Below are 22739 nucleotides of genomic sequence, written 5' to 3'. Positions count from 1 at the left end.
AAAATATGCCTGCTAAGAACAAGTTCCAACGCCATGCGATCGCCGTCCATCTGGCGCAACAGCTCGCCGGACCGGCGCGGGCAATCTCAGGATTTCAGGAGTTGCTAACCGAGCAGGTGCAGGACCTCGGTCTGGCCCACATGAGACCGGATCTAGAGAAGGTTGGCGCCGCTGCTTGCGAATTGAGTAGCCTGATCGACAGCTTGATCCACGGCAAAGCGGACAATCAGAACCGGGCAGGGGTCGAGATCGAGGCGAAACTGCGCCACGACTTGCGAACGCCGCTCAACGCCATCATCGGCTATTCCGAAATGATTCGTGAAGAAGCCGAAGAATTGCACGAATACGCGCTGGAAGAGGATGTCAGGGTGATGCTCGCCGCGGCGGCTGAGTTGCTGGCGCATGTCGATGCGATTGCCGGCCTCTCGCGCGCACCCGACAGCGAGGAACCGCGGACCACGGATCAGGCTGAGATCGATGTGGCAGGGCTCGAACGGGCACTGATCAAGGCAGAGCACGACGCAAGCTCCGGTCACGGTGGCCGCATACTTGTCGTCGACGACATCACCAGCAACCGCGGTCTCCTCTCGCGCCGCTTGCAACGTGACGGTCATCAGGTAGTCACTGCCGAGTCCGGTCCGTCGGCGCTGACTCACCTCGCGGAACACGAGTTCGACCTAGTTCTGCTGGACGTCCTGATGCCGGACATGAACGGCATCGAGGTGCTCTCGCGATTGAAAGCGGAGCGCCGATGGCGGCATATCCCTGTCATCATGATATCGGGGTTGGACGAAGTGGACGCGGTGGTCCGCTGCATCGAGGCGGGGGCCGACGACTACTTGCCTAAACCTTTCAATCCGGTCCTGCTGCGCGCCCGGATCAACTCGAGTTTGGAGAAGAAACGTTGGCTCGACCGCGAGCACCAGTATCTTCAGCGGATCGAGGCGGAGAAGCGGCGGGCTGACTCGCTTCTCCATGCGATCCTGCCCGGTCAGATCGTGGCACGGCTGCAACGGGGCGAAGAGTTCATTGCCGACCGGTTCGATGAAGTGACCATTCTTTTTGCCGATATTGTCGGTTTCTCGAGCATAGCGGCAAGGTTGCCGCCGTCGGACCTGATCAAACGCCTCGACGGGCTATTCAGCACGTTCGACGTCTTGGCGGAGAAGCATGCCGTGGAGAAAATCAAGACCATCGGAGACGCCTATATGGCTGCGGGCGGTGTTCCGGAACCGGCAGCTGACCATGCCGACAGGATCGTGGCACTGGGGAAATCCATGCTGGACGCGTTGAAGCCCTTAGCGTGGGGCAACGATGGTTTTCGGATCCGCATTGGCGTGCACACGGGACCGGTGATCGCGGGCCTGATCGGCCGGCATCGGTTCGTCTACGACGTCTGGGGCGAAACCGTGAATATTGCAAGCCGGCTCGAGTCCCACGGCGTGGCCGACCGCATGCAGATTTCGGAGGCAACCAAGCAGGCCCTGCACACCTCCTGGAAGCTCGAACCGCGCTGTAATGTGGAACTGGCAGGTGTCGGCAGGATTGAAACCTATCTCGTTCAACACTGATCGGAACAATGGCTAACCCTCAGGGAATTTCGCGAAGCGATGCTTGGAGTCGCGACACCTCGTAAACGAACAGCATGCAGCATTGGCGTTCCACTTTCACCCGGAGCTACACCATGAACAGGCGTCAGAGTCTTCTATTTCTCGCAGGAGCATCGGCCGCGGCAGCCAACACAACCCTGTTGGGCGCCGCGGCCTTTGCGCAGGAGACCCAACCCTTCAAGCTCCCACCGCTCGGCTACGCGAACAACGCATTAGAGCCGCACATCGACGCGACCACGATGATGATCCATCACGACCGCCATCACGCCGCTTATGTGAATGCCTGCAATCAACTCGTGCCGCTTTGGCCCGAGCTCGCCAGCACGCCGATGGAGGCTATTCTGGCAGATCTGGGCAAGGTCCCGGAAGGCGTGCGCAACAATCTTGGGGGACATTGGAATCACACTCACTTCTGGGAGCTGATGACTCCCGGGGGCCCCAACCAGCCCGGTGGCGACCTCAACGCCGCCATAAGCAGCACCTTCGGCAGCTATGCGGGCCTGACCGAAAAGCTCACGGCGGTTGGCCTTGGCCGCTTTGGCTCCGGCTGGGTATGGCTTGTGGTGAACAAGGACAAGAAGCTCGACATCGTCAGCACAGCCAACCAGGACACGCCGCTCGAGCTAGGGGCGCGTCCGGTGATTGGCGTCGACGTCTGGGAACACGCCTATTATCTCAAGTATCAGAACCGCCGCGCCGACTACCTCAAGGAATGGTGGCGCGTGGTGAACTGGGACAAGGCCCTCGCCAACTTCAAGAAGTCGACCGGCTGAGGGGGCCGCAGATCGCGACGCCTCGTCCCTTCAGCCGCAGCAGCCGGCCGCGTTCGTGGTCACAGCTGTTTTTTTCAGCGTCTCGCGCGAATACCGAGCGGTTCGCCGGCTGGGGTAGCGCCTTCGGTTCAGACATCCCGGTTGCCAATTTCCGCGACTGGCTTGTCTGTCGTGTTCACACCTTTGATATGCCCCAAGCTGTGACCGAAGGGCAGCAACGGGTCCGAGACGCGACCTTCGCGGCATCATTGGCAAAGGTCCGCAAGTGGCGCAAACCAGCCCACGCTATGCTGGACGCGAAGGTCAGCTTTTTGGCCCAATCATCCCGAAAGCGGATCTCCGCTTCCGGCCCAAACGCGACGTTAGAGTATCTGCTCGGCAATGACAGCTTCTGGCGCTGTCCGTGCATTCCGATATTCGGCCGGATCCTATCCAAAGCGGTTGTCCAGCCTCGGATAGCAAGCGTCAGATTTTCACGATCGGCTAGGCCGCTGTGTCTAGCCACGTTTCCGGCATCGGTGGAGCCTGGCCGACCCGGTCGTCCCCGGTATGTTCCCACCATCTGCCCAAGGCCTCGATGAGCGGCACAAGCTTGAGACCGGGCGTCGTGAGGTCGTAATCCACGCGTAGCGGATAGCCGGCATGCGCCGTTCGCCGCACGATCCCGGCTTCCTCCAGCTTGCGCAGTTCCAGCGCCAGGATGCGGTGCGACACTGCCGGGTTGTCACGCCTCAAATCGCTGAAGCGCTTGGTACCATCCTTGAGATAATAGAGCAGCAAGGTGGGCCAGCGACCGCTGAGCACACGCATGGTCTCCTCGATCGGGCAGCGTGAGACGACATCTTTCATGGCGGGGACCTGGTTACAGAATAGTGCCTAATTTACATGGGGCGACCAGTGTTTAGGGTCAAGTTTCGCTGCGCAGCGTGACCCCTAACATGGAAGAGACAAAGAAATGGAACCTATTCTCCTTTACGGCTTCCCGCTGGGAAGTTCGATGGGGCTTGTCGCTGCTTTTGAACGCCTCGGACAACCCTATCGCCTGTGTCGTGTCGACATGCTTACTGAGATGAAGAACGACGCCTATGCCAGCATCAACGGCCGTCAGGAAACGCCGGTGTTGATCACGGAGGAGGGCAGGGTGCTCACCGAGACCATGGCGATTGCCGCCTGGCTCGAAGCCCGCGATACGCAACGCCGTATCAGCTTCGATCCTCGCTCGCCGGAGGCCGACCGGATGCACCAGCTGGTCGCCTTCATAAACACCGGCTTCACCGCCGCCTTCACCCCGCTCTGGGCGGCATATGAAATGGAGTCGGCCGAACCGGTGCTGCTGGCGACCTTGCGTGATTTCGGCCGCAAGGTCGTTACCAACCGCCATAACCAGCTTGAGGCGATGATCCTCGACACGGATTTCCTGATCGGCGAGCGGCTGACGCTTGCCGACACCACGTTGATCGGCGTGGCGCGTTGGGCGGAGTTCCACCAGGCCGTCGACGGCGCCGCTTACCCAAAGTTGGCGGCGCTACGCCGCCGCATCGAAGCCGATCCGGCCGTGGAATACGCGCTCGCTGTCGAGGCTGGCGAAAAGCCCGCCGGGTCAGGCGCTTGCTTCGGTCACTTGCCGCTGGCCGTGGTGATCGATCGCTTCGCGGCGTAACTGTTCGCTCAGCGCCCGGCGCCCCGGCGCCGGGCGCTGGCGACAAGCACGCCCAGATCGGCTATCATGTCACCGTTCTTGAAGTGGCAGCTGCGGGCGGCCATCCTGGCGGTGACCGCCCCGACACACGGGAGAAAGGTTATGGCCGGCTTTCATGTCATGGCTGATGCACGTGGAATGCATGTACAGCCCACGGTGCGCCGCATCAGCACCGAGGATCTGATTGATGCGCTCCGTCTCGGCGTCGAGGATTTCTGGGCCAAGCCGTCGCATTATGTGTTCCTGTGCCTGATCTATCCGGTGGTCGGACTGATCCTGACGCAGTGGACCTCGGGCTCGAACGCCATCCAGCTCATCTATCCGCTGATGTCCGGCTTCGCTTTGGTCGGTCCGTTCGCGGCTATCGGCCTTTACGAAATCAGCCGCCGGCGCGAATTCGGCATGGATACATCCTGGTGGCATGCGCTCGACGTGCGCCACTCGCCGGCGCTCCCCGCGATTGCAGTCATCGGTATCATGCTGCTGGTACTGTTCCTGCTCTGGCTGTTCACCGCGCAGTCGATCTACACCAGCCTGTACGGCAATCAGCCTCCAGCCTCTATTGCCGGCTTTATTCGCGAGGTGCTGACGACCAGCAAGGGCTGGACGCTGATCCTGCTCGGCAACCTGGCCGGGTTCGCCTTCGCAGCGATCGTGCTGGCGACGACCGTCGTCGCCTTTCCGCTGCTGCTGGACCGCGATGTCGGCGCGGTCTCGGCAGTCGAGACGTCGGCGCGCGCCGTCCTGACAAACCCGCTGCAGATGGCGCTGTGGGGCCTGATGGTCGCCGTGCTCCTGGTCATCGGCTCGATCCCGCTATTTGCCGGGCTTGCCGTCGTCATGCCCATCCTTGGCCACGCGACCTGGCATCTTTATCGCAGGGTGGTCGAACCGGAGCGGGCGGAGCAGGTCAGGCGGCCAATGTAGGACCGATCAGCGTTGCGCGTCGGTTGCCATCTTGACGGCCAGCGCGGTCAGCACCGTACCCATCATCCAGCGCTGGATCACCATCCATAAGGGCCGCCCGGCGAGGAAAACGGCGATCGAGCCGGCCGTCACCGCGATGATGGCATTGACGGTCAGGCTGATCGCGACCTGCGTGGCACCGAGCACCAGAAGCTGCGACAGCACGTGGCCCTTGCCGGGGCTGATGAATTGCGGCAGCAGCGACAGATAGAGCACTGCCACCTTCGGGTTGAGCAGGTTGGTCATCAGGCCCATCGCGAACAGCTTGCGCGGCCTGTCTTTCGGCAGTTCGCGGATATGGAAGGGCGAGCGCCCGCCGGGCTTCACCGCTTGCCAGGCGAGCCACAGCAAATAGAGCGCGCCGGCAAGGCGCAGCACATCATAGGCAAAGGGTACGGCGAGCAGCAGCGCGGTGATGCCGAACGCCGCCGACAGCACATAGAACAAGAAACCGAGCGCCACGCCGCCCAGCGAGATCAGCCCGGCCTTCGGCCCCTGCGACAGCGAGCGCGAGATCAGATAGATCATGTTCGGGCCGGGCGTCAGCACCATGCCGAGGCAGACCAGCGCGAAGGCAAGGTGGTTGGCGGGTTCAGGCAAGAGCGCATCTCCGGATGGGAACACTCACCACATACTTCCATCATCCGCAAGGGCATGAGGGCAGGAGCCTTTGCGCCAGTGCGCCGGGCCTCCTGCCTTAGTTCCCGGACGACAATCTTGCGGACACAATGAAAGCTGGTGACAGGGCGAAGCGCTTCGGTTAATCCGGGCCGGCCGCTACGGACCGTCGGTCGCGGCGCTTGCAAGCATCATGGTACAGGGACAACGGCATGGCGGATTCGCCCGACATCATCGGTTCGCTCGCAGACTTGTCGGGAGCCTATTCAGCCATACTGTGCGACGTCTGGGGCGTGGTGCACAATGGCGAATGGCATTTCCCGGTGGCGGCTGCCGCGCTGATCGCTGCTCGCGCGGCGAGAATACCTGTCGTGCTGATCACCAATTCGCCGCGCCGCAGCGCCGACGTGGTGGCGCAGATGAACGCCATCGGCGTTCCTCCCGCTGCCTATGACCGTGTCGTAACGTCCGGCGACGTTACCCGCGATCTGATCGCCGAAGGGCCGCGAAAGATCTTCCATATAGGCGCCGATCGGGATTTCACGCTCTATGAGGGCCTCGACGTCGAGCTCGTCGAGGAGTTCGAAGCATCCGGCGTGGTCTGCACCGGCCTGTTCGACGACGATGTGGAGAAGCCGGAAGATTATGCCGATCTTCTACGGCGGCTGCGTGCCAGGAACCTGCCCTTCATCTGCGCCAATCCCGACATCGTCGTCGAGCGCGGCGAACGCATGATCTGGTGCGCAGGCGCTTTGGCCCGCGAATACGCACAGCTTGGCGGACGCACGCTGATCGCCGGCAAACCCTACGCGCCGGTCTATGACGTCGCCATGAAGGAGGTCGCCGTCATTCTCGGCCGCCCGGTCGAGCGTTCGCAAGTTCTGGCCATCGGCGACGGCATGATGACCGACATCAAGGGCGCGGCCGACAATGGCTTCGACGTGCTCTACGTATCGGGCGGCATCCATGCCCGCGATTACGGTGAGACGCTGCAGCCGGATCCGGCCAGGCTCGCGGCCTTTCTGGAAAAATACGGCTACAGGCCGGTCGCGGTGATTCCCAGACTGCAATAGGTTCAACCCATGACGGCAATGTTCGAACGCATTTCCGCAACCGCACCGCTGCCGGCCCATCTGCGCGGCGGCGTGGTGGCTATCGGCAATTTCGACGGCGTCCACCGCGGCCACCAGGCGGTGCTCGAACGCGCGCGCGCCGAAGCGGAGCGTCGCGGCGTACCCGCCCTGGTGCTGACCTTCGTACCGCATCCGCGAAAGGTTTTCAGGCCGGACATGCCGTTGTTCGTGCTGACACCGCCGCCGATGAAGGCGCGGCTGTTGTCGCATCTGGGCTTTGCGGCGCTGGTCGAGCAGCCGTTCACACGCGAGTTCGCCTCCTTGTCGGCGGAGGCTTTCGTCACCGGCGTGCTCGAGCGCAACCTCGGCATAAGCCACGCCGTCACCGGCTTCGATTTCCATTTCGGCAAGGACCGCCAGGGCGGTCCGGCCTATCTGATGGCTGCCGGCGAGCGCCACGGCTTCGGCGTCACGCTGGTCGATGCGTTTCGCGACGAAAGCGCCGAGGTGGTGTCGTCGAGCCGCATACGCACGCTGCTGTGCGAGGGCAATGTGGCCGAGGCCGCCGGCTTGCTCGGCTACCGTTTCACCGTCGAGGCGGAGGTGATCGGCGGCCAGCAGCTCGGCCGGACACTCGGCTTTCCGACCGCAAACATGAGGCTTTCGCCGGAAGCCACCCTCAAGGAAGGGATTTATGCCGTCCGCTTCCGCCGCGCCGACGGTTCCCTTCATGATGGCGTCGCCAGCTTCGGCCGCCGGCCGACGGTCGACGACAATGGCGCGCCATTGCTGGAGACCTTCGTCTTCGACTTTTCCGGCGACCTCTATGGCGAGATTTGTGCCGTGTCCTTCTTCGGCTACCTGCGCTCGGAGGTGAAGTTCGACGGGCTTGACGCGCTGGTCGCCCAGATGAAGCGTGACGAGGCCGAGGCGAAGGCACTGCTCGCCGGCGTCAGGCCGCTTTCCGGGCTGGACCGCGCGATCGCGTTTTGACAACCCGCGCCGTCGTCGTCCGCGTCGCTTCGCCCTGGGATGACGAAGCTGGGGATTTCAGCCAATCTCGAAGGTATGCGATAGAAATGAACGACGAGCATTACCTGTCGGCGTCCTGCAATCCGCCATGTCGATCACAATTTATCTCTTCAGCGCCAGGCCGACGGCAATGAAGGTCCAGCCTTGGAAAATCAGGTCGACGGCTAGGAACAGGCCGAGCACCCACACGCTGTTGAACGGCCAACCCATGGCGATGACCAGTCCCGCCAGCGCGCTGATGACGCCGGCCGTGACCACCCAGCCCCAGCCCGGCTGCGGCCGGTGGCTGTAGCCGACCCAGGCCCTGAGCACGCCTGAGGCAAGCAGCGCGACCGCCAGGAGGAATGTCAGCACCGCCGAGGCCAGCAGTGGATTGTAGAAGGCGAAGAACCCGGCGACGGCGTAGAGAAGCCCGCTGAGCAGCCAATAGAAGAAGCGGCCCCATGTCTTCACGCCGAAGGCATGGATGATCTCGACAATGCCGGCCATCAGCATCAGCCAGCCGACGACATAAACCGAGGCGACGGTTGCGATGAACAGATTGCCGAAAGCAATGCCGCCGAAGATGAGCAGCAGCACCCCGAGCGCGACGAACCATCCCCACTTCGCCCGCGTCTGGCCAATGGCGTCTTTCATGGCATCGCTGTGCACGGTCATTGCCCTTCTCCGTCAAGGTTGCCTAGCTTCTTTGTTCCGAAAGGTAGCGCCGATCGCCTTGCCCGTCCAGCGAGCAGGGTGTGAGCGCCACACTCCCGAGCGATCCGCTTGCCAGACCTTCGCTTTTTATCCGAAGCGGCCAAATACCAGATGGAATATTCGATCGTGTGCAGGGGTGGGCCAGCGCTAAAAGATGACAAGCGGGTTTACGGGCGACCCCCGTCGTCCCGTGTATTCGCCATGGCGCAAGTGAAACGAAAAATTGCCAGCGCTGGAATTGGCCCTTTATCGATGACGTGCGGCTGCTGCTGTATACCGTTTTCTACGCTTGATGAGGCTGGGGAAGCAAAATGAGCGATATGGACGAACACCGCGATCTGCTGGAGATCAACGCCATCCGCAGGCTGTTGACGTCAAAACCACGAACGGTCCGCTGGGACGAACGCCGGGCACGGCTCGACGAAGTCGGTTCGGTCTGGCCGGTCGCGGAGGACATCCGATGCGAGCATGTGGTTTTCGATGGCCTCGAGGGAGAGTGGTCCCTGGCGCCTGGCAGTGACAGGGATAAGATTCTGCTCTTTTTCCACGGTGGCGGCTACTGCTCCGGCTCTCTTAAAAGTCATCGTCGAATGGTGACCGAGGCAGGTCGGGCAATGGGAATGCGCACCCTCGCGATCGCCTATCGACGCGCGCCGGAACATCCTTTCCCTGCGCAACATGAAGACGCACTCACCGCATGGCGCTTTCTGAGGCGGCAAGGCATCGCGCCGGATCGCATCGTGGTTGGGGGAGACAGTGCGGGCGGCAATCTCACCCTGTGCCTGGTCAGTATATTGCGCACGGCAGGCGAGCGGTTGCCGCGATGTCTTTGGCTGTGTTCGCCCTGGACGGACCTTTCGATGTCCGGCGCGACACTATCAACCAAGGACGCAATCGACCCTATCATCCACCGGGCGTATTTGGGGGAACTGGCAACCGCCTATGTTCCCAATGGCGTTGGTCGGCGCGATCCGCTGATCTCGCCTTTGTTCGCCGATCTGAGCGGATTTCCCCCAATGCTTATACAAGTCGGTTCGGCCGAGACGCTGTTGTCGGACGCAACTCGGCTCGCGGAAGCCGCTGGCGCGGCTGACGTCAAAGTACGTCTCGAAATTTGGCCGCATATGATTCACGCTTGGCCGGTTTGGAATGCGGGGCTGGGTGCCGGTCGGCGCGCTCTTCACAGCGCGGGCATGTTTGCCCGCGAATATTTATAACCCCTGCCGAGGCAGCTGCTGGCGCATTCCAAACGTCTTGATCTGGAATCTTGGTGCGCCAGTACAATTCGCTGCAATGCGGAAAACAGCCCGGCCAATGCCGCCAACGTTACGGACATTAAGTCAAATTTTACCGAACTGGCGCCATGGCTTGGATAAAGGCTGATAGTGTTCGTCAACGCGTTCGACGTATGGAGTAATGATGCGGTCTGTCCCGACGGTCTTGGCCGCATTCATGCTCGGCGCCTGCGGCGTTGCCAAGGCAGGCGAGGGCACCTTTGGCTGGATGTCCGGAGACTGGTACCTGACGGTCGGCGCCACCGGCATGGTTGCCCCGAATTTCGAAGGCGGCAAAAAGTACCTGCTCAGCGCCTCGCCGATCATCTCGCTCGGCAAAGCTGGTCCCGCGGCGCGCTTCACCTCGCGCAACGACAATATCTCGTTGGCATTGATCGACGATGGCGGCGTCCGCGCCGGCCTGACAGGCAAGTTCCTGTTTTCCCGCGACGGTGGTGATGCCGACGAGTTGAAGGGCCTCGACCCGGTGCGCTGGGGCGGCGAGGCCGGCGGCTTCTTCGAATTCTATCCTTTGGATTGGCTGCGTGCCCGCGCCGAATTGCGGCATGGCATTCGCGCCCATAACGGCTTTGTCGCCGATATCGCCGCCGACGCCTTTTACGATGTGACGCCCGATGTCAGGATTTCGGGCGGGCCGCGCGTTTCATTCGCCTCATCGGACTATTTCGACGCCTATTACGGCGTTGATGCCGAGGAGTCCCTGGCCTCGGGGCTCAGCGAATATCATCCCGGTGGCGGGGTGAAGTCGGCGGGCCTGGGCGGCGCGGTGACCTGGAAGGTGACCGAGCCGATGACGGCCAGTCTGTTCGGCGAATATTCCCGCCTGATGGGCCCGGCCGGCGATTCCAGCCTGGTCAAGGAGCGCGGCGATCGCAACCAGTTCACGATCGGCGTGTCGACAACCTACCGCTTCGATTTCTCGATGTGAGCGGGCGGGCGTCGGCTCATTTGATCAAACGGCTGTCGAACGGATAATGGTATAGGCCCGCAATCGTAATGCGTGACGCATCGTCATGGGTCGGGTTGAGCAGATAGTTGTTTGCCTTGCGCATTATGATCGAAGGAATTTTCATGAGCGCGTAACGATTGGCCGAGAGAAAGTCCGTGCCCTGTCGCCGTGTCGATTCCATGTCCTTGTCCCAGCCGTCCTGGATAACCGGTTCGGTCATTTCTATTCCGTCCGGAACGTCGATTTCGATAAGCTGGTAGGTTTCCGGAACGGTTTCGCGCGTCGCATGCACCAGTATCTCCAGCAGTGCCGTCGAAGGGTGGTCGGTGCAATAGACGATGGGCATTCCGCGCCTGTTCCATCTTCCATCAACGAGCGTTCCGCCACGACCCGAGAGATCCGCGAAATTGGAGATGCGCCAGATGCGCATCGTCAGGCAAGCATGCCAAAGTCGATACGGATAAGCTCGTCGGAAACGACGTGGGCGCCGGTCTCTGTCTCAAGGAGATCGATCGGCCTTGCACCATCCAATGCTATGATCTCGCTTCTCAGCCAACGCTGGGCTTTCTCATGGCTACCGAATACCCGATCCGCCTGCTCGGCGATGCGTTCAAGGCGCAGGGCGCGGTCGGATTCAGCTGGCGAAAGCGGCTCGGCATGTTCCTTGCGACGCGCCAACGTGCGGCGGGGGGCAACGATACGATAGAGTTCTTCGCTACTGAAACCCAGACTGCGCAGATGATCGATCTTGTCTGTAGGGACGGAAAAGTCGTGTGTTGCGCGAATTGCCCTTGCTGCGACCGACATGAATTGTTTCCTTGGTACTGCAGGCCATTTGCCTACAAATGTATGCGCAATTGGCACCTAACGCAAGGAAGCATCAGAGTTCGGGCTTTTCAATATCGCCTGTCTCGGTTAAAAGCCCAGCCATGACGAGCTTTTCGCGCCTTCTCGCGACTGCGATACGAATTACAGGCCCGGTGTTCCGGGCGGCTTGACCGCCGCCGGAGCCGCCGGGAATCTTGCGCGCGGCCTCTCGCGCTTTTTCCAGATCATGATAGTTCAACGCCCGGGCTCTTTTGCCGCCGGGCAACGCATATGGCAGACGAATGACTGATACCGAGACCGCCGAGACGATCGACTATTCCAAAACGCTCTACCTGCCGCAGACGGATTTTCCGATGCGCGCCGGTTTGCCGGAAAAGGAACCGCTGCTGGTCAAGCGCTGGCAGGATATGGACCTTTACCGCAAGTTGCGCGAAGACGCAGCCGGCCGCGAAAAATACGTGCTTCACGACGGCCCGCCTTACGCCAATGGCAACATCCATATCGGCCACGCGCTGAACAAGATCCTCAAGGACGTCATCACCCGCTCGTTTCAGATGCGCGGCTATGACTCGAACTATGTACCCGGTTGGGATTGCCACGGCCTGCCGATCGAATGGAAGATCGAGGAGCAATACCGCGCCAAGGGCAAGAACAAGGACGAGGTGCCGGTCAACGAGTTCCGGCAGGAATGCCGTGAGTTTGCGGCGCACTGGATCAAGGTGCAGGGTTCCGAATTCCAGCGCCTCGGCGTCGTCGGTGACTTCGACAATCCCTATACGACGATGGCTTTCCATGCCGAGGCGCGGATCGCCGGCGAGCTGCTGAAATTCGCCATGTCCGGCCAGCTCTATCGCGGCTCAAAGCCGGTGATGTGGAGCGTCGTCGAGCGCACCGCGCTGGCCGAGGCGGAGGTCGAATACCAGGACTATGAGTCGGACACGATCTGGGCGAAGTTTCCGGTCGTCAGCCTCGCTCGCCAGGTTATCAACATCGAGGATGGGCAGCCAGCCTTGGATCCCAAGCTGACGCAGACGTCGCTCGATCTGCTTGATGCCAGCGTCGTCATCTGGACGACGACGCCGTGGACAATCCCCGGCAACCGCGCCGTCAACTACTCGCCGCGCATCAACTATGGTCTCTACGAGGTTACGGCGGCCGAGAACGCCTTTGGTCCCCAGCCCGGCGAAAAGCTGATCTTTGCCGAGAAACTTGCAGACGACGCTGCCGCGAAGGCCAAGGTCACCCTGAATCGGCTTCGCAACGTTGGCGCCGAAGAGCTTGAAAATCTGACGCTTTCGCATCCCCTCAAAAGTCTGGGTGGCGGCTACGATTTTCCCGTGCCCATGCTCGCCGGCGATCATGTCACCGACGATGCCGGCACCGGTTTCGTCCACACCGCGCCGGGACACGGCCGGGAAGACTTTGACGCCTGGATGGATGCCGCCTCTGATCTTCGCCAGCGCGGCATCGACACTGCGATCCCCTTCACCGTCGACGATGCCGGCTTCTTCACCAAGGACGCGCCGGGCTTCGGCCCGCACCGCGAGGGTGGAGCGGCGCGCGTCATCGACGACAATGGCAAGAAGGGCAACGCCAACCGGGCCGTCATCGACGAGCTGATCAAGCGCAACGCGCTGTTCGCGCGCGGCCGCCTGAAGCACTCCTATCCGCATTCCTGGCGCTCGAAGAAGCCGATCATCTTCCGCAACACGCCCCAATGGTTCGTCTATATGGACAAGGAGCTTGGCGACGGCACGACGCTGCGCGGCCGCGCGCTGAAAGCCATCGACGATACCCGCTTCGTGCCCGCCGCCGGCCAGAACCGCATCCGCGCCATGATCGAGGAGCGCCCCGACTGGGTGCTGTCGCGGCAGCGCGCCTGGGGCGTACCGATCGCCGTCTTTGCCGATGCCGACGGCAACGTGCTGCGCGACGAGGCAGTCAACCAGCGCATCATGGACGCCTTCGAGAAAGAAGGCGCCGACGCCTGGTTCGCCGCCGGCGCCAAGGAGCGTTTCCTCGGCAATCACGATGCCTCGAGATGGCAGCAGGTCATGGACATCCTCGATGTCTGGTTCGATTCAGGCTCGACGCATGCCTTCACGCTTGAGGACCGGCCCGACCTGAAATGGCCGGCCGACCTCTATCTCGAAGGCTCCGATCAGCATCGCGGCTGGTTCCACTCGTCGCTGCTCGAAAGCTGCGGCACCAGGGGCAGGGCGCCCTATGATACCGTCGTCACCCATGGCTTCACCATGGATGAGGAGGGGCGGAAAATGTCGAAGTCGCTCGGCAACACGGTCGTGCCGCAGGACGTCATCAAGCAGTCCGGCGCCGACATCTTGCGGCTGTGGGTGGTGACGACCGATTATTGGGAAGACCAGAGGCTCGGCAAGAACGTGCTGCAGACCAATATCGACGCCTACCGCAAGCTGCGCAACACCATCCGCTGGATGCTGGGCACACTCGCCCATGACGACGGCGAGGAGGTGCCGCTGGACAAGATGCCGGAGCTGGAGCGGCTGATGCTGCACCGGCTCGCCGAACTCGATGAAGTCGTACGCTCGGGCTACGACGCGTTCGAATTCAAGCGCATCACCCGCGCGCTGCTCGACTTCATGGTGGTCGAGCTATCGGCCTTCTATTTCGACGTCCGCAAGGACGCGCTTTACTGCGAAGCGCCTTCCAGCGTGAAGCGCAAGGCTTCCGTGCAGGTGGTGCGCCATCTCTTCGACTGCCTGGTGAAATGGCTGGCGCCGATGCTGCCCTTCACTATGGAAGAGGCTTGGCTCGACCGTCATCCGGATGCGGTCTCGGTGCATCTCGACCAGTTCCCGAAAATCCCGGCGGACTGGAAGGACGAGGCGCTGGCGGAGAAGTGGCGCAAGGTGCGGCAGGTCCGCCGTGTCGTCACCGGCGCGCTGGAAATCGCCCGCGCGCAGAAGGTCATCGGCTCTTCGCTGGAAGCGGTGCCGGTCGTCACCCTCGACGATGCCGCGCTCGAAGCGGCGATCGCCGATGTCGATATGGCAGAGATGGCGATCACCAGTGATCTGGTTATCGTGCACGGCAAGGCGCCGGCGGGCAGCTTTACCCTCGACGACGTCAAGGGCGTCGCCGTGGTCGTCGAGAAGGCGGAGGACCGCGGCCTGGTGAAGTGCGCGCGCTCCTGGCGCTACACCGCCGATGTCGGCTCAGATCCGGAATTCCCGGACGTTTCGGCCCGTGACGCCGCTGTCCTGCATGAACTCAAGGCTTTGAGCCGCCTCTAAGGCGGTGCACAAATGCCACGGCGGGCAGCCGATCGGCCCCGGCGCGTTGCCCTTAACGAGTGGTTGAGGTAAACACGCGAAACTCCGGACGACAAATTGTCGCCGGAATTCCGTCGGAAGAGCATAGGCGACGGGGACCGGACCTTTCTTTGGCCGGCGGCAATCGAGAGGCTGTCTACAGTGGGACTTTTTGGCATGACCGAGAGAACTTACGCGCGCGTTGCGCTGCTGGCGCCGCTTGTCGTATCGGGCCTCGCCTTGTCCGGCTGCATGGGCTCGCCCACTTACGGGACCGACAAGCCTGCTGCCTCGCAGCTTGCCGACGACCTCACGGGGGCTTTTTCCTTTGCACCCAAGCGCAAGAACAACATCGACTACAAGCCGCGCCCCACGCTGGTGAAGCCAGGGCCGGGGCAGAAGGAAGTGTTGCCGCCGCCCCAGGAAAGCATCGAGACGGCAAGTGCCGAATGGCCCGAATCGCCGGAGCAGCGCCGTGCCCGCCTGCGCGCCGATGCCACCCTGCATCAGGACGACCCGGCCTACCAGGCGCAGATTGTCGATGACGTGCAGACCGACCCGGTGGCCGTCAAGGCCGCGATGGCGCAGTCGGCTTCGAGCCATCCGCCGGCCTGGACTCCAGCGGATTCGGACAAGGGCCGCGCCGCGGAAGTCAAGCGCCGTCTGGCTGAAGGCAAACAGGGCGACCCGACCACCCGCAGATATCTGAGCGAGCCGCCGGTGCAATACCGCGCCGCCGCCCCCACCGCGCCGGTGGATGACCTCGGCGAGGATGAGTACAAGAAGGAACGCCGCCTCAAGAAGGAGGCGGCCGCCAAGAGCAAGAGCGGCGGCATGTTCGACTGGCTGCCCTGGTAGACTGGCTGGGCCAGAGACGTTCTTGCCTGGATTGGCTGGCTGGATTGGCTGACTTGGATTTGGACCGTCTGCCGGACCGGAAAATTAGGGTCCGCGTCGCTCGCGAAAAAAGTCTTTCAGCAGCGCTGCCGCAGCGTTCTCGGCCATGCCCGGATAGATGTCGGGCACATGGTGGCAGGTCGGTGACGTGAAGAAGCGAACGCCGTTGACCACTGCGCCGCCCTTCTCGTCGGCAGCGCCGAAATAGAGCCGGCGCAACCTGGCGAAGGAGATGGCGCCGGCGCACATGGCGCACGGCTCCAGCGTCACATAGAGATCGTGGCCGCTGAGCCGCTCGCTGGAAAGCTTGCGGCAGGCTTCGCGGATCGCCAGCATCTCGGCATGAGCGGTGGGATCGGCGAACTCGCGGGTGCGGTTGCCGGCACTCGCAACGACCGTATCGCCGCCGACGACGACCGCGCCAACCGGCACCTCGCCACGCTGGGCGGCGGCTTCGGCCTCTTTCAGCGCCAGCGCCATGAAATCCTGCCGCTTCACGCGGTTTCCATTCCGATTATCTCCTCGCCACTTGAGCGCGATCCTGTTACTACCCGCGCAAACGAGCAAAGGCCACATGGACGACAAAAAGAAGAAATTCCCGCGCAAGGCCGGCCCGAAACCGGCGGGGCCGCGCGGTCGCGATAGCGCTCCTGGCAAGGGCGTCAAGCCGTCCTTCGGCGCCAAAAAAACCTACACTCCGCGCGGCGACCGGCCGGCGGCGGCCGAAGGCGAACGGCCGAAGCGCGACTTCAAAGGCGACCGGCCATTCAGCAAAGGGCCGCGTCCGGAAGGCAAGCCTTATGAACAGCGCGACGGTCCACGCAAGCCGTACGCACCGCGCGGCGACCGGCCAGCGGCGGCCGAAGGCGAACGGCCGAAGCGCGACTTCAAAGGCAGCGACCGGCCGTTCAGCAAAGGGCCGCGTCCGGAGGGCAAGCCTTATGAGAAGCGCGAAGGTCCGCGCAAGCTCTACGCGCCGCGCGGCGACCGGCCGGTCGCAGCCGAAGGCGAGCACGGTGAAAGGCGCTTCGACCGTCCCAAGCGTGACTTCGGCGATCGTCCTAAGCGTGATTTTGGCGGCGATCGGCCGCAAGGTGCACAAACGGCACGGGCGGCGTCGGACGGCGGCTTCAAGCCGCGCCCGCGTCGCGTCGAGGTAACGGAAGAAGCCGGCGAACGCATTGCCAAGCGGCTGGCGCGTGCCGGCCTGGCCTCGCGCCGCGATGCCGAGGAATTGATTGCGGCCGGTCGCGTCAAGGTCAATGGCAAGGTGTTGTCCTCGCCGGCCTTCAACGTGATGCCCGGCGACATCATCCATCTCGACGGCATGGAGATCCCGCCGATCGAGCGCACCAGGCTGTTCCTGTTCCACAAACCGGCCGGCGTGGTCACCACCAATCGCGATCCCGAAGGCCGCAAGACCGTCTTCGATGTGCTGCCCCCCGGGCTGCCGCGGCTGATGACCATCGGCCGGCTCGACATCAACACCGAAGGCCTCCTGCTGCTTACCAATGATGGCGGCCTGTCGCGCGTCCTCGAACTGCCGGCCACCGGCTGGCTCAGGCGCTACCGCGTGCGCGTCCACGGCAAGGTCGAGGAAAGCGCGCTTGCCGGCCTGCGCGAAGGGCTTGCCGTCGACGGCGTCTTTTATGGCGCCATCGAAGCGACGCTCGACCGCGAGCAGGGCTCGAACGCCTGGCTGACACTCGGCCTGCGCGAAGGCAAGAACCGCGAGGTCAGGAACATCCTGGGCTCGCTCGGTCTCGACGTGACGCGGCTGATCCGCATTTCCTACGGGCCGTTCCAGCTCGATGATTTGCCGGAAGGCCATGTGCTGGAGATCAAGGGCCGCGTGCTGCGCGACCAACTCGGCGAGCGTCTGGTCGAAGAGTCCGGCGCCAATTTCGACGCCGATATCGCCAAGCCATTTTCCAACAAGCCGGTCAGGCGTGAGCGGGAGGAGGAGCCCGAGCGGCCGAAATTCACCCGCGACGGCGAACGCCGGCCGATCGGCGAGGGCGGCCTGATCAAGAACCGCAAGCGTCGCGAAGGCAGCCGCGACGAAGCGCTCGGCAAGCTGTCGACAAGCCCCGACAGGAGCTTTGGGCCGAAAAAGAGCTTTGGCGAGCGTGGCCCCAGACCTGAACGCAGCGACTTCGGGGACAAACCCCGTGGCGACAAGCCGCGTGGCGGCTTCGGTGGGAAGAAGTCCGAACGCGAGCAGCGGCCGATCGAGCCGCCGGGCCAGCGCAAGGCCAATGTCTGGATGGCGCCGGGCGCACGGCCGATCGGCAAGGGCAGGGCGGAGGCAGACGCCGCCAAGGCGGCAGAAAACAAGGCGCGCAAGGCCTCGTTCAAGCCGTCTTACAGCAAGCCCGGCGGCAAGCCGCAAGGCGGCGGCGCAAAGCCGTTCGGCAAGCCACGCGGCGAGCGTCAGGATGGCGGTGGCGACCGGCCGCGCGGCGGCCCGAAGGGAAGCAATGCGGATCGTCGGCGGTGAGTTTCGCGGGCGTCCGCTGGCGACGCCCCGCACCTTTGCCATCCGCCCGACCACCGACCGCACGCGTGAGGCGGTCTTCAACGTGCTGGCGCATCGCTTTCCCGAAAGACTGGACGGCGCGCGGGTCCTCGACCTGTTCGCCGGCACCGGTGCGCTCGGCCTCGAAGCGCTGTCGCGCGGCGCCTCCTACGCTGTCTTCATCGAGGAATCCGCCGAAGGGCGCGGCGTGATCCGCACCAATGTCGAGGCCTTCGGCCTCACCGGCCGCACCAAGATATTCCGCCGCGACGCGACGGGCTTGGGCGAGGCGGGCACCATCGCCGCATTCGGCCTGGTCTTTGCCGATCCGCCCTATGGCAAAGGCCTTGGCGAACGTGCCTTGCGCTCGGCCAAGGCCGGCGGCTGGCTCGCCCCCGGCGCGCTCTGCATCGTCGAGGAAGCGACGGCGGCGCCGTTCGAGACAGGGCCGGGCTTTTCGGTTGTCGACGAGCGCAACTATGGCGAGACGGTCATCCGGTTCATCGAGGCCGCCTGAGTTCGGTGTCCGCGATGGCGCCTTCAAAATGACGCACAATTCGCTTTGCCTCGACCAGCAACCCCGCCTATCGTCCGACCACAAACCGGAGCCATCTATGACATTTCAGGCTGAATGGCTGCGCGGAACGCTCTTGGGGCTGGCTCTGGTGATGGCCGCGCCGGCTCTGGCGGGCAACAATCCCGACGACGGCGTCGTGACTGATTTCCTGCTCGACAACGGCATGGAGGTCGTCGTCATCCCCGATCACCGCGCCCCGATCGTCACCCATATGGTCTGGTACAAGATCGGCAGCGCCGACGAGCCGCCGGGCAAGTCCGGCATCGCCCATTTCTTCGAGCATCTGATGTTCAAGGCGACCAGCAACCATGCGGCCGGCGAGCTCGACCGCGCCGTCGCCGCCATCGGCGGCTCGGACAACGCCTTCACCTCCTACGACTACACCGCCTTTCACGAGACGGTGGTGCCGCAGGCGCTCGGTGAGATGATGGGCTTCGAGGCCGACCGCATGCGCAACCTCATCCTCAACGACGATGTCATCAAGACCGAGCGCGACGTCATCCTCGAGGAGCGCCGCTCGCGCATCGACTCCAATCCGCAGGCGGTGCTCGACGAGGAAGTCGATGCCACGCTGTGGCAGAACCAGCCCTACCGCATCCCGGTCATCGGCTGGATGCAGGAGATGGAGAAGCTGAACCGCACCGACGCGATGGCCTTCTACAACAAATATTATACACCCAATAACGCCGTGCTGGTGGTGGCGGGCGATGTCGAACCGGAAACGGTCAAGGCGCTGGCCGAAAAGACCTATGGCAAGGTCGCGCGCGGCCCGGATCTGCCGCCGCGCATCCGCCCGGTCGAGCCGGAGCAGAACACCAGGCGTACGGTGACGCTGACCGACGGGCGCGTCAGCGTGCCGAGCTTTACCACGCAATGGGTGGTCCCGTCCTATCACACGGCAAAGCCCGGCGAAGCCGAAGCGCTCGACGTGCTGTCCGAAATCCTCGGCGGCGGCAACCGCAGCCGGCTCTACCAGGAGCTTGTCGTCAGGCAAGGCATCGCCGCGACGGCCGGCGCCTTCTTCCAGGGCACCATGCTCGACGACACCAATTTCGCCGTCTACGGCGCGCCACGCGGCGATGCCAAGCTTGCCGACATCGAGGCCGCGGTCGACACCGAGATCGCCCGCATCGCCAAAGACGGCGTCACCAGCGACGAGCTGGAAAAATCCAAGGACCGTTTCGTCCGCTCGATGATCTTTGCCCGCGACAAGCAGGAGGACATGGCCAACATCTACGGCTCGACACTCGCCACCGGCGGCAACGTCCAGGACGTTCAGCAATGGCCGGACCGTATCCGCAAGGTCACCGCCGACCAGGTCAAAGCGGTCGCTGCCCGCTATCTCAATCTCGACCACGCAACGACCGGCTATCTTCTGCCGCAAACCCAAGCTGGGAATTGATGTGATGATGAGCCAGCATGGTCCCGCTCTGCCTTCTCCCCTCGTGGGCTCCTCCCCTTGTCCCACAAAGGGAGAAGGGAAGCGCCAGCACGCCGGCCCGCTTCTAGCGACCCTGTTCCTCTCCCTCGTCTTCCTCGTCCTGCCGGCGCTTTCCGCTCGCGCCGCCATGAACATCCAGGAGGTGACCTCGTCGAAGGGCATTACCGCCTGGCTGGTGGAGGATTATTCGGTGCCGATCGTCGCCATCCGCTTCGTTTTCGATGGCGGCGCGACGCAGGATCCGCCCGGTAAGGAAGGGCTTGCCAATCTGATGAGCGGCCTGTTCGACGAAGGTGCCGGCAACCTCGACAGCGAGGCCTTCCAGATCAAGCTTGACGAGGTCGGCGCCGAGATGAGCTTCGATGCGCAGCGCGACGGCATCTACGGTTCGATGCGCATGCTGGCCGACCAGCGCGACGGCGCCTTCGATCTGCTGCGCGTGGCGGTCAACCAGCCGCGCTTCGACCAGGTGCCGATCGACCGCATCCGCGCGCAAATCCTGTCCGGCATCATCGCCAGCGAGCGCGATCCCGATACGCTCGCCCAACGCAAATGGCTGGACGCGATCTACGGCAGGCATCCCTATGCGCGGCCCGACCAGGGCACCAGGCAAAGCATCGCGACGATCACGCCGGCCGATCTCAGCGCCTTCCACAAAGCAAATTTCGCCCGCGACGGCCTGCATGTCGCGGTGGTCGGCGCCATCGATGCCGAGACGCTGAAGCAGAAGCTCGACCTGGTGTTCGGCAGTTTGCCGGAAAAGCAGGCGCTGACGCCCGTTCCCGACATCGACCTGAAGCTCGGCCAGCAGCTCGAGGTCGTGTACGACCAGCCGCAGGCCTCGCTGCAGCTCGCCTATCCCGGCGTGAAGCGGAATGCGCCGGATTTCTTCGCCGCGGTGCTGATGAACGAGATCCTCGGCGGCGGCACCTTCACCTCGCGGCTGTTCGACGAGGTGCGCGAAAAGCGCGGCCTGGCCTACAGCGTCAGCTCCGATCTCGTCGACCACCAGCATTCCGAGGCGCTGTCCATCACCACCTCGACCCGCGCCGACAGGGCGGCCGAGACGCTGGCCGTGGTGCGCGACGTGGTCAAGCGTATGGCCGAGGAGGGGCCGACCGAAGCCGAGCTGGCGGCGACCAAGAAATACATGATCGGCGCCTATGCCATCAACAACCTGAATTCCTCGGGCGCGATCGCCTCAACGCTGGTCGAGATCCAGCTCGGCAAGCTCGGCATCGACTACATGCAGCGCCGCGCCGCCCTGATCAACGCGGTGACGCAGGACCAGGTGAAAGCGGTGGCGAAAAAGCTGCTCTCCGCCGAGCCGGCCGTCATGGTGGTCGGGCCGAGGCTGGGCGCGGCCAACAAGGGATGAGCCCTAGCTTCGGCATCGCCTTTGGAGGCGGCGGCGCGCGCGGGCTGGCGCATATCCATGTTATCGAGGCGCTCGACGAGCTGGGCATCAGGCCGGCGGCAATCGCCGGCTCGTCGATCGGCGCCATCATGGGCGCCGGCATGGCCTCTGGTATGACCGGCAAGGACATCCACGACTATGCGCGCTCGATCCTCGGCCGCCGCGCCGAGGTGGCGACGCGCATGTGGCGGGCGCGGCCCGGCACTTTTGCCGAGGCAATGCAGGGCGGCCTGCGGGTCAGCCAGTTCAATGTCGAGCGCATCCTCAAGGCGTTCCTGCCCGATGCCATTCCCGAGACCTTCGCCGAACTCAAAATACCGCTGAAGGTGACGGCAACGGATTTTTATGGCCACAAGCTCGCGGTGTTGGCCGAAGGCGAACTGCCTTCGGCGCTGGCCGCCTCGGCGGCGATTCCGGCGGTGTTCCGCCCGGTGATGCGCGACGGCAGGATGCTGATCGACGGCGGCATCTACAATCCCGTGCCGTTCGACCTGATCGAGCTCGACGCCGACATCATCATTGCCGTCGACGTGGTCGGCGCGCCGACCGAGGCCGGCCGCAAATTCCCGACCTCCGTCGACCTGATGTTCGGCGCCACGCAGCTGATGATGCAGTCGATCATCGCTAGCAAGCTGAACCAGAGCCGGCCCGACATATTGATCAGGCCGGCCGTCTCGAAATACCGGGTGCTCGATTTCATGAAGGTCGAGGCGCTGATGGCCGAGACGGTGGCGATCAAGGACGAGCTGAAGCGCGAGATCGAGAAGGCGCTGAAGGCGCGGGAAGACGCTGCGGTCGAGGGCAGGCAGCGGACGGTGTAGGGGCGCTGCCAATCTCTCCCCTTGAGGGGGAGATGTCGCCGAAGGCGACAGAGGGGGTCGTCTCGCGTAATGCGCCAACCCCCCACTGCCGCAAGAGAGGAGCCGAGCCCGGTCGAACCGCCCCCTCTGCCCTGCCGGGCATCTCCCCCTCAAGGGGCCTGTTGCGCAGTAACCGGGGATGTTTGGATGGGGCGGGATCGCAGGGATTTCGCTCGTCTTTGTGAGCTCCGCCCCCTTGT

At 63.4% G+C, this 22739-nt stretch carries 22 protein-coding genes; 15 read left to right on the top strand and 7 right to left on the bottom strand.

The features are described 5' to 3' along the window. The first annotated feature begins 5 nt into the window (after positions 1 to 5). Both NKJ35_RS23200 and NKJ35_RS23195 read left to right on the top strand, forming a co-directional pair. Complete coding sequence (locus tag NKJ35_RS23200) at positions 6 to 1571, top strand: adenylate/guanylate cyclase domain-containing protein (protein ID WP_352649691.1); 1566 nt, start codon at positions 6 to 8, stop codon at positions 1569 to 1571. A gap of 113 nt (positions 1572 to 1684) precedes the next feature. Next, complete coding sequence (locus NKJ35_RS23195) at positions 1685 to 2383, top strand: superoxide dismutase (protein WP_084642425.1); 699 nt, start codon at positions 1685 to 1687, stop codon at positions 2381 to 2383. 483 nt (positions 2384 to 2866) lie between these two features. Here NKJ35_RS23195 and NKJ35_RS23190 read toward each other — a convergent pair whose 3' ends face one another. Next, entirely contained in the window at positions 2867 to 3232 is a 366-nt protein-coding gene (locus NKJ35_RS23190) for a winged helix-turn-helix transcriptional regulator (protein WP_352649690.1), read from the bottom strand. 106 nt (positions 3233 to 3338) lie between these two features. On the opposite strand from NKJ35_RS23190, the gene NKJ35_RS23185 reads away from it, so the two are divergent. Both NKJ35_RS23185 and NKJ35_RS23180 read left to right on the top strand, forming a co-directional pair. Beyond that, a complete protein-coding gene (locus tag NKJ35_RS23185; protein ID WP_352649689.1) occupies positions 3339 to 4043 on the top strand; it encodes a glutathione S-transferase family protein in 705 nt (234 codons plus the stop codon). A 141-nt stretch (positions 4044 to 4184) separates the two neighbouring features. Then, a complete protein-coding gene (locus NKJ35_RS23180; protein WP_352649688.1) occupies positions 4185 to 5009 on the top strand; it encodes a DUF2189 domain-containing protein in 825 nt (274 codons plus the stop codon). Positions 5010 to 5015: 6 nt separating this feature from the next. Here the strand turns inward: NKJ35_RS23180 and NKJ35_RS23175 are convergent, their stop codons facing one another. Further along, positions 5016 to 5648: a LysE family translocator gene (locus tag NKJ35_RS23175; RefSeq protein ID WP_352479901.1), complete on the bottom strand. Its 633-nt coding sequence runs from the start codon at positions 5646 to 5648 to the stop codon at positions 5016 to 5018. A 230-nt stretch (positions 5649 to 5878) separates the two neighbouring features. Between NKJ35_RS23175 and NKJ35_RS23170 the strand changes: the two genes are divergently transcribed. Then, the gene (locus NKJ35_RS23170; RefSeq protein WP_352649687.1) at positions 5879 to 6739 is read left to right on the top strand and encodes a TIGR01459 family HAD-type hydrolase; all 861 of its coding nucleotides are present in this window, start codon (positions 5879 to 5881) and stop codon (positions 6737 to 6739) included. Between the two features lie 9 nt (positions 6740 to 6748). Then, on the top strand, positions 6749 to 7732 hold the full coding sequence (locus NKJ35_RS23165) for a bifunctional riboflavin kinase/FAD synthetase (RefSeq protein WP_254817425.1): 984 nt from the start codon (positions 6749 to 6751) through the stop codon (positions 7730 to 7732). Between the two features lie 141 nt (positions 7733 to 7873). On the opposite strand, the gene NKJ35_RS23160 is transcribed toward NKJ35_RS23165, so the two are convergent. After that, the gene (locus NKJ35_RS23160; protein ID WP_254817426.1) at positions 7874 to 8428 is read right to left on the bottom strand and encodes an HdeD family acid-resistance protein; all 555 of its coding nucleotides are present in this window, start codon (positions 8426 to 8428) and stop codon (positions 7874 to 7876) included. 350 nt (positions 8429 to 8778) lie between these two features. Between NKJ35_RS23160 and NKJ35_RS23155 the strand changes: the two genes are divergently transcribed. Further along, entirely contained in the window at positions 8779 to 9684 is a 906-nt protein-coding gene (locus tag NKJ35_RS23155) for an alpha/beta hydrolase (protein WP_352649686.1), read from the top strand. Between the two features lie 199 nt (positions 9685 to 9883). Next, on the top strand, positions 9884 to 10690 hold the full coding sequence (locus tag NKJ35_RS23150; protein ID WP_502896144.1) for a MipA/OmpV family protein: 807 nt from the start codon (positions 9884 to 9886) through the stop codon (positions 10688 to 10690). A gap of 16 nt (positions 10691 to 10706) precedes the next feature. On the opposite strand, the gene NKJ35_RS23145 is transcribed toward NKJ35_RS23150, so the two are convergent. From NKJ35_RS23145 to NKJ35_RS23135, 3 genes are all read right to left on the bottom strand, one after another. After that, a complete protein-coding gene (locus NKJ35_RS23145; RefSeq protein ID WP_352649684.1) occupies positions 10707 to 11141 on the bottom strand; it encodes an RES family NAD+ phosphorylase in 435 nt (144 codons plus the stop codon). Positions 11142 to 11143: 2 nt separating this feature from the next. Then, positions 11144 to 11518: an Xre family toxin-antitoxin system antitoxin gene (locus tag NKJ35_RS23140; RefSeq protein WP_352649683.1), complete on the bottom strand. Its 375-nt coding sequence runs from the start codon at positions 11516 to 11518 to the stop codon at positions 11144 to 11146. Positions 11519 to 11591: 73 nt separating this feature from the next. After that, a complete protein-coding gene (locus tag NKJ35_RS23135) occupies positions 11592 to 11777 on the bottom strand; it encodes a hypothetical protein (RefSeq protein WP_352649682.1) in 186 nt (61 codons plus the stop codon). A gap of 43 nt (positions 11778 to 11820) precedes the next feature. On the opposite strand from NKJ35_RS23135, the gene ileS reads away from it, so the two are divergent. Both ileS and NKJ35_RS23125 read left to right on the top strand, forming a co-directional pair. Continuing rightward, positions 11821 to 14811 carry an isoleucine--tRNA ligase gene (ileS, locus tag NKJ35_RS23130; RefSeq protein ID WP_352649681.1) on the top strand — a complete coding sequence of 997 codons (2991 nt, stop codon included), beginning with the start codon at positions 11821 to 11823 and terminating at the stop codon, positions 14809 to 14811. Between the two features lie 195 nt (positions 14812 to 15006). Beyond that, positions 15007 to 15687 (top strand): hypothetical protein, encoded by a 681-nt coding sequence (locus NKJ35_RS23125; RefSeq protein WP_352649680.1) that lies wholly within the window; start codon positions 15007 to 15009, stop codon positions 15685 to 15687. A gap of 84 nt (positions 15688 to 15771) precedes the next feature. Here the strand turns inward: NKJ35_RS23125 and NKJ35_RS23120 are convergent, their stop codons facing one another. Next, positions 15772 to 16224: a nucleoside deaminase gene (locus NKJ35_RS23120; RefSeq protein WP_352479909.1), complete on the bottom strand. Its 453-nt coding sequence runs from the start codon at positions 16222 to 16224 to the stop codon at positions 15772 to 15774. Positions 16225 to 16300: 76 nt separating this feature from the next. Here NKJ35_RS23120 and NKJ35_RS23115 point away from each other — a divergent pair, with 76 nt between their 5' ends. The 5 genes from NKJ35_RS23115 to NKJ35_RS23095 all read left to right on the top strand — a co-directional run bounded on the left by NKJ35_RS23115 (position 16301) and on the right by NKJ35_RS23095 (position 22500). Next, the gene (locus tag NKJ35_RS23115) at positions 16301 to 18226 is read left to right on the top strand and encodes a pseudouridine synthase (protein WP_352649678.1); all 1926 of its coding nucleotides are present in this window, start codon (positions 16301 to 16303) and stop codon (positions 18224 to 18226) included. Beyond that, complete coding sequence (gene rsmD, locus NKJ35_RS23110; RefSeq protein ID WP_352649677.1) at positions 18207 to 18761, top strand: 16S rRNA (guanine(966)-N(2))-methyltransferase RsmD; 555 nt, start codon at positions 18207 to 18209, stop codon at positions 18759 to 18761. Before NKJ35_RS23115 ends, rsmD begins: the two co-directional genes overlap by 20 nt. A 97-nt stretch (positions 18762 to 18858) precedes the next feature. Continuing rightward, the gene (locus NKJ35_RS23105) at positions 18859 to 20223 is read left to right on the top strand and encodes a M16 family metallopeptidase (protein WP_352649676.1); all 1365 of its coding nucleotides are present in this window, start codon (positions 18859 to 18861) and stop codon (positions 20221 to 20223) included. Positions 20224 to 20389: 166 nt separating this feature from the next. Continuing rightward, on the top strand, positions 20390 to 21640 hold the full coding sequence (locus tag NKJ35_RS23100) for a M16 family metallopeptidase (RefSeq protein WP_502904668.1): 1251 nt from the start codon (positions 20390 to 20392) through the stop codon (positions 21638 to 21640). Beyond that, positions 21637 to 22500 (top strand): patatin-like phospholipase family protein, encoded by an 864-nt coding sequence (locus tag NKJ35_RS23095; protein ID WP_352649674.1) that lies wholly within the window; start codon positions 21637 to 21639, stop codon positions 22498 to 22500. Before NKJ35_RS23100 ends, NKJ35_RS23095 begins: the two co-directional genes overlap by 4 nt. Positions 22501 to 22739 lie beyond the last annotated feature (239 nt).

Origin of the sequence: Mesorhizobium sp. M0136 (assembly GCF_040322515.1) — a bacterium.
In the GTDB taxonomy this organism is placed as follows: Bacteria; Pseudomonadota; Alphaproteobacteria; order Rhizobiales; family Rhizobiaceae; genus Mesorhizobium.
This window is presented reverse-complemented; position numbering and strand designations above follow the sequence as displayed.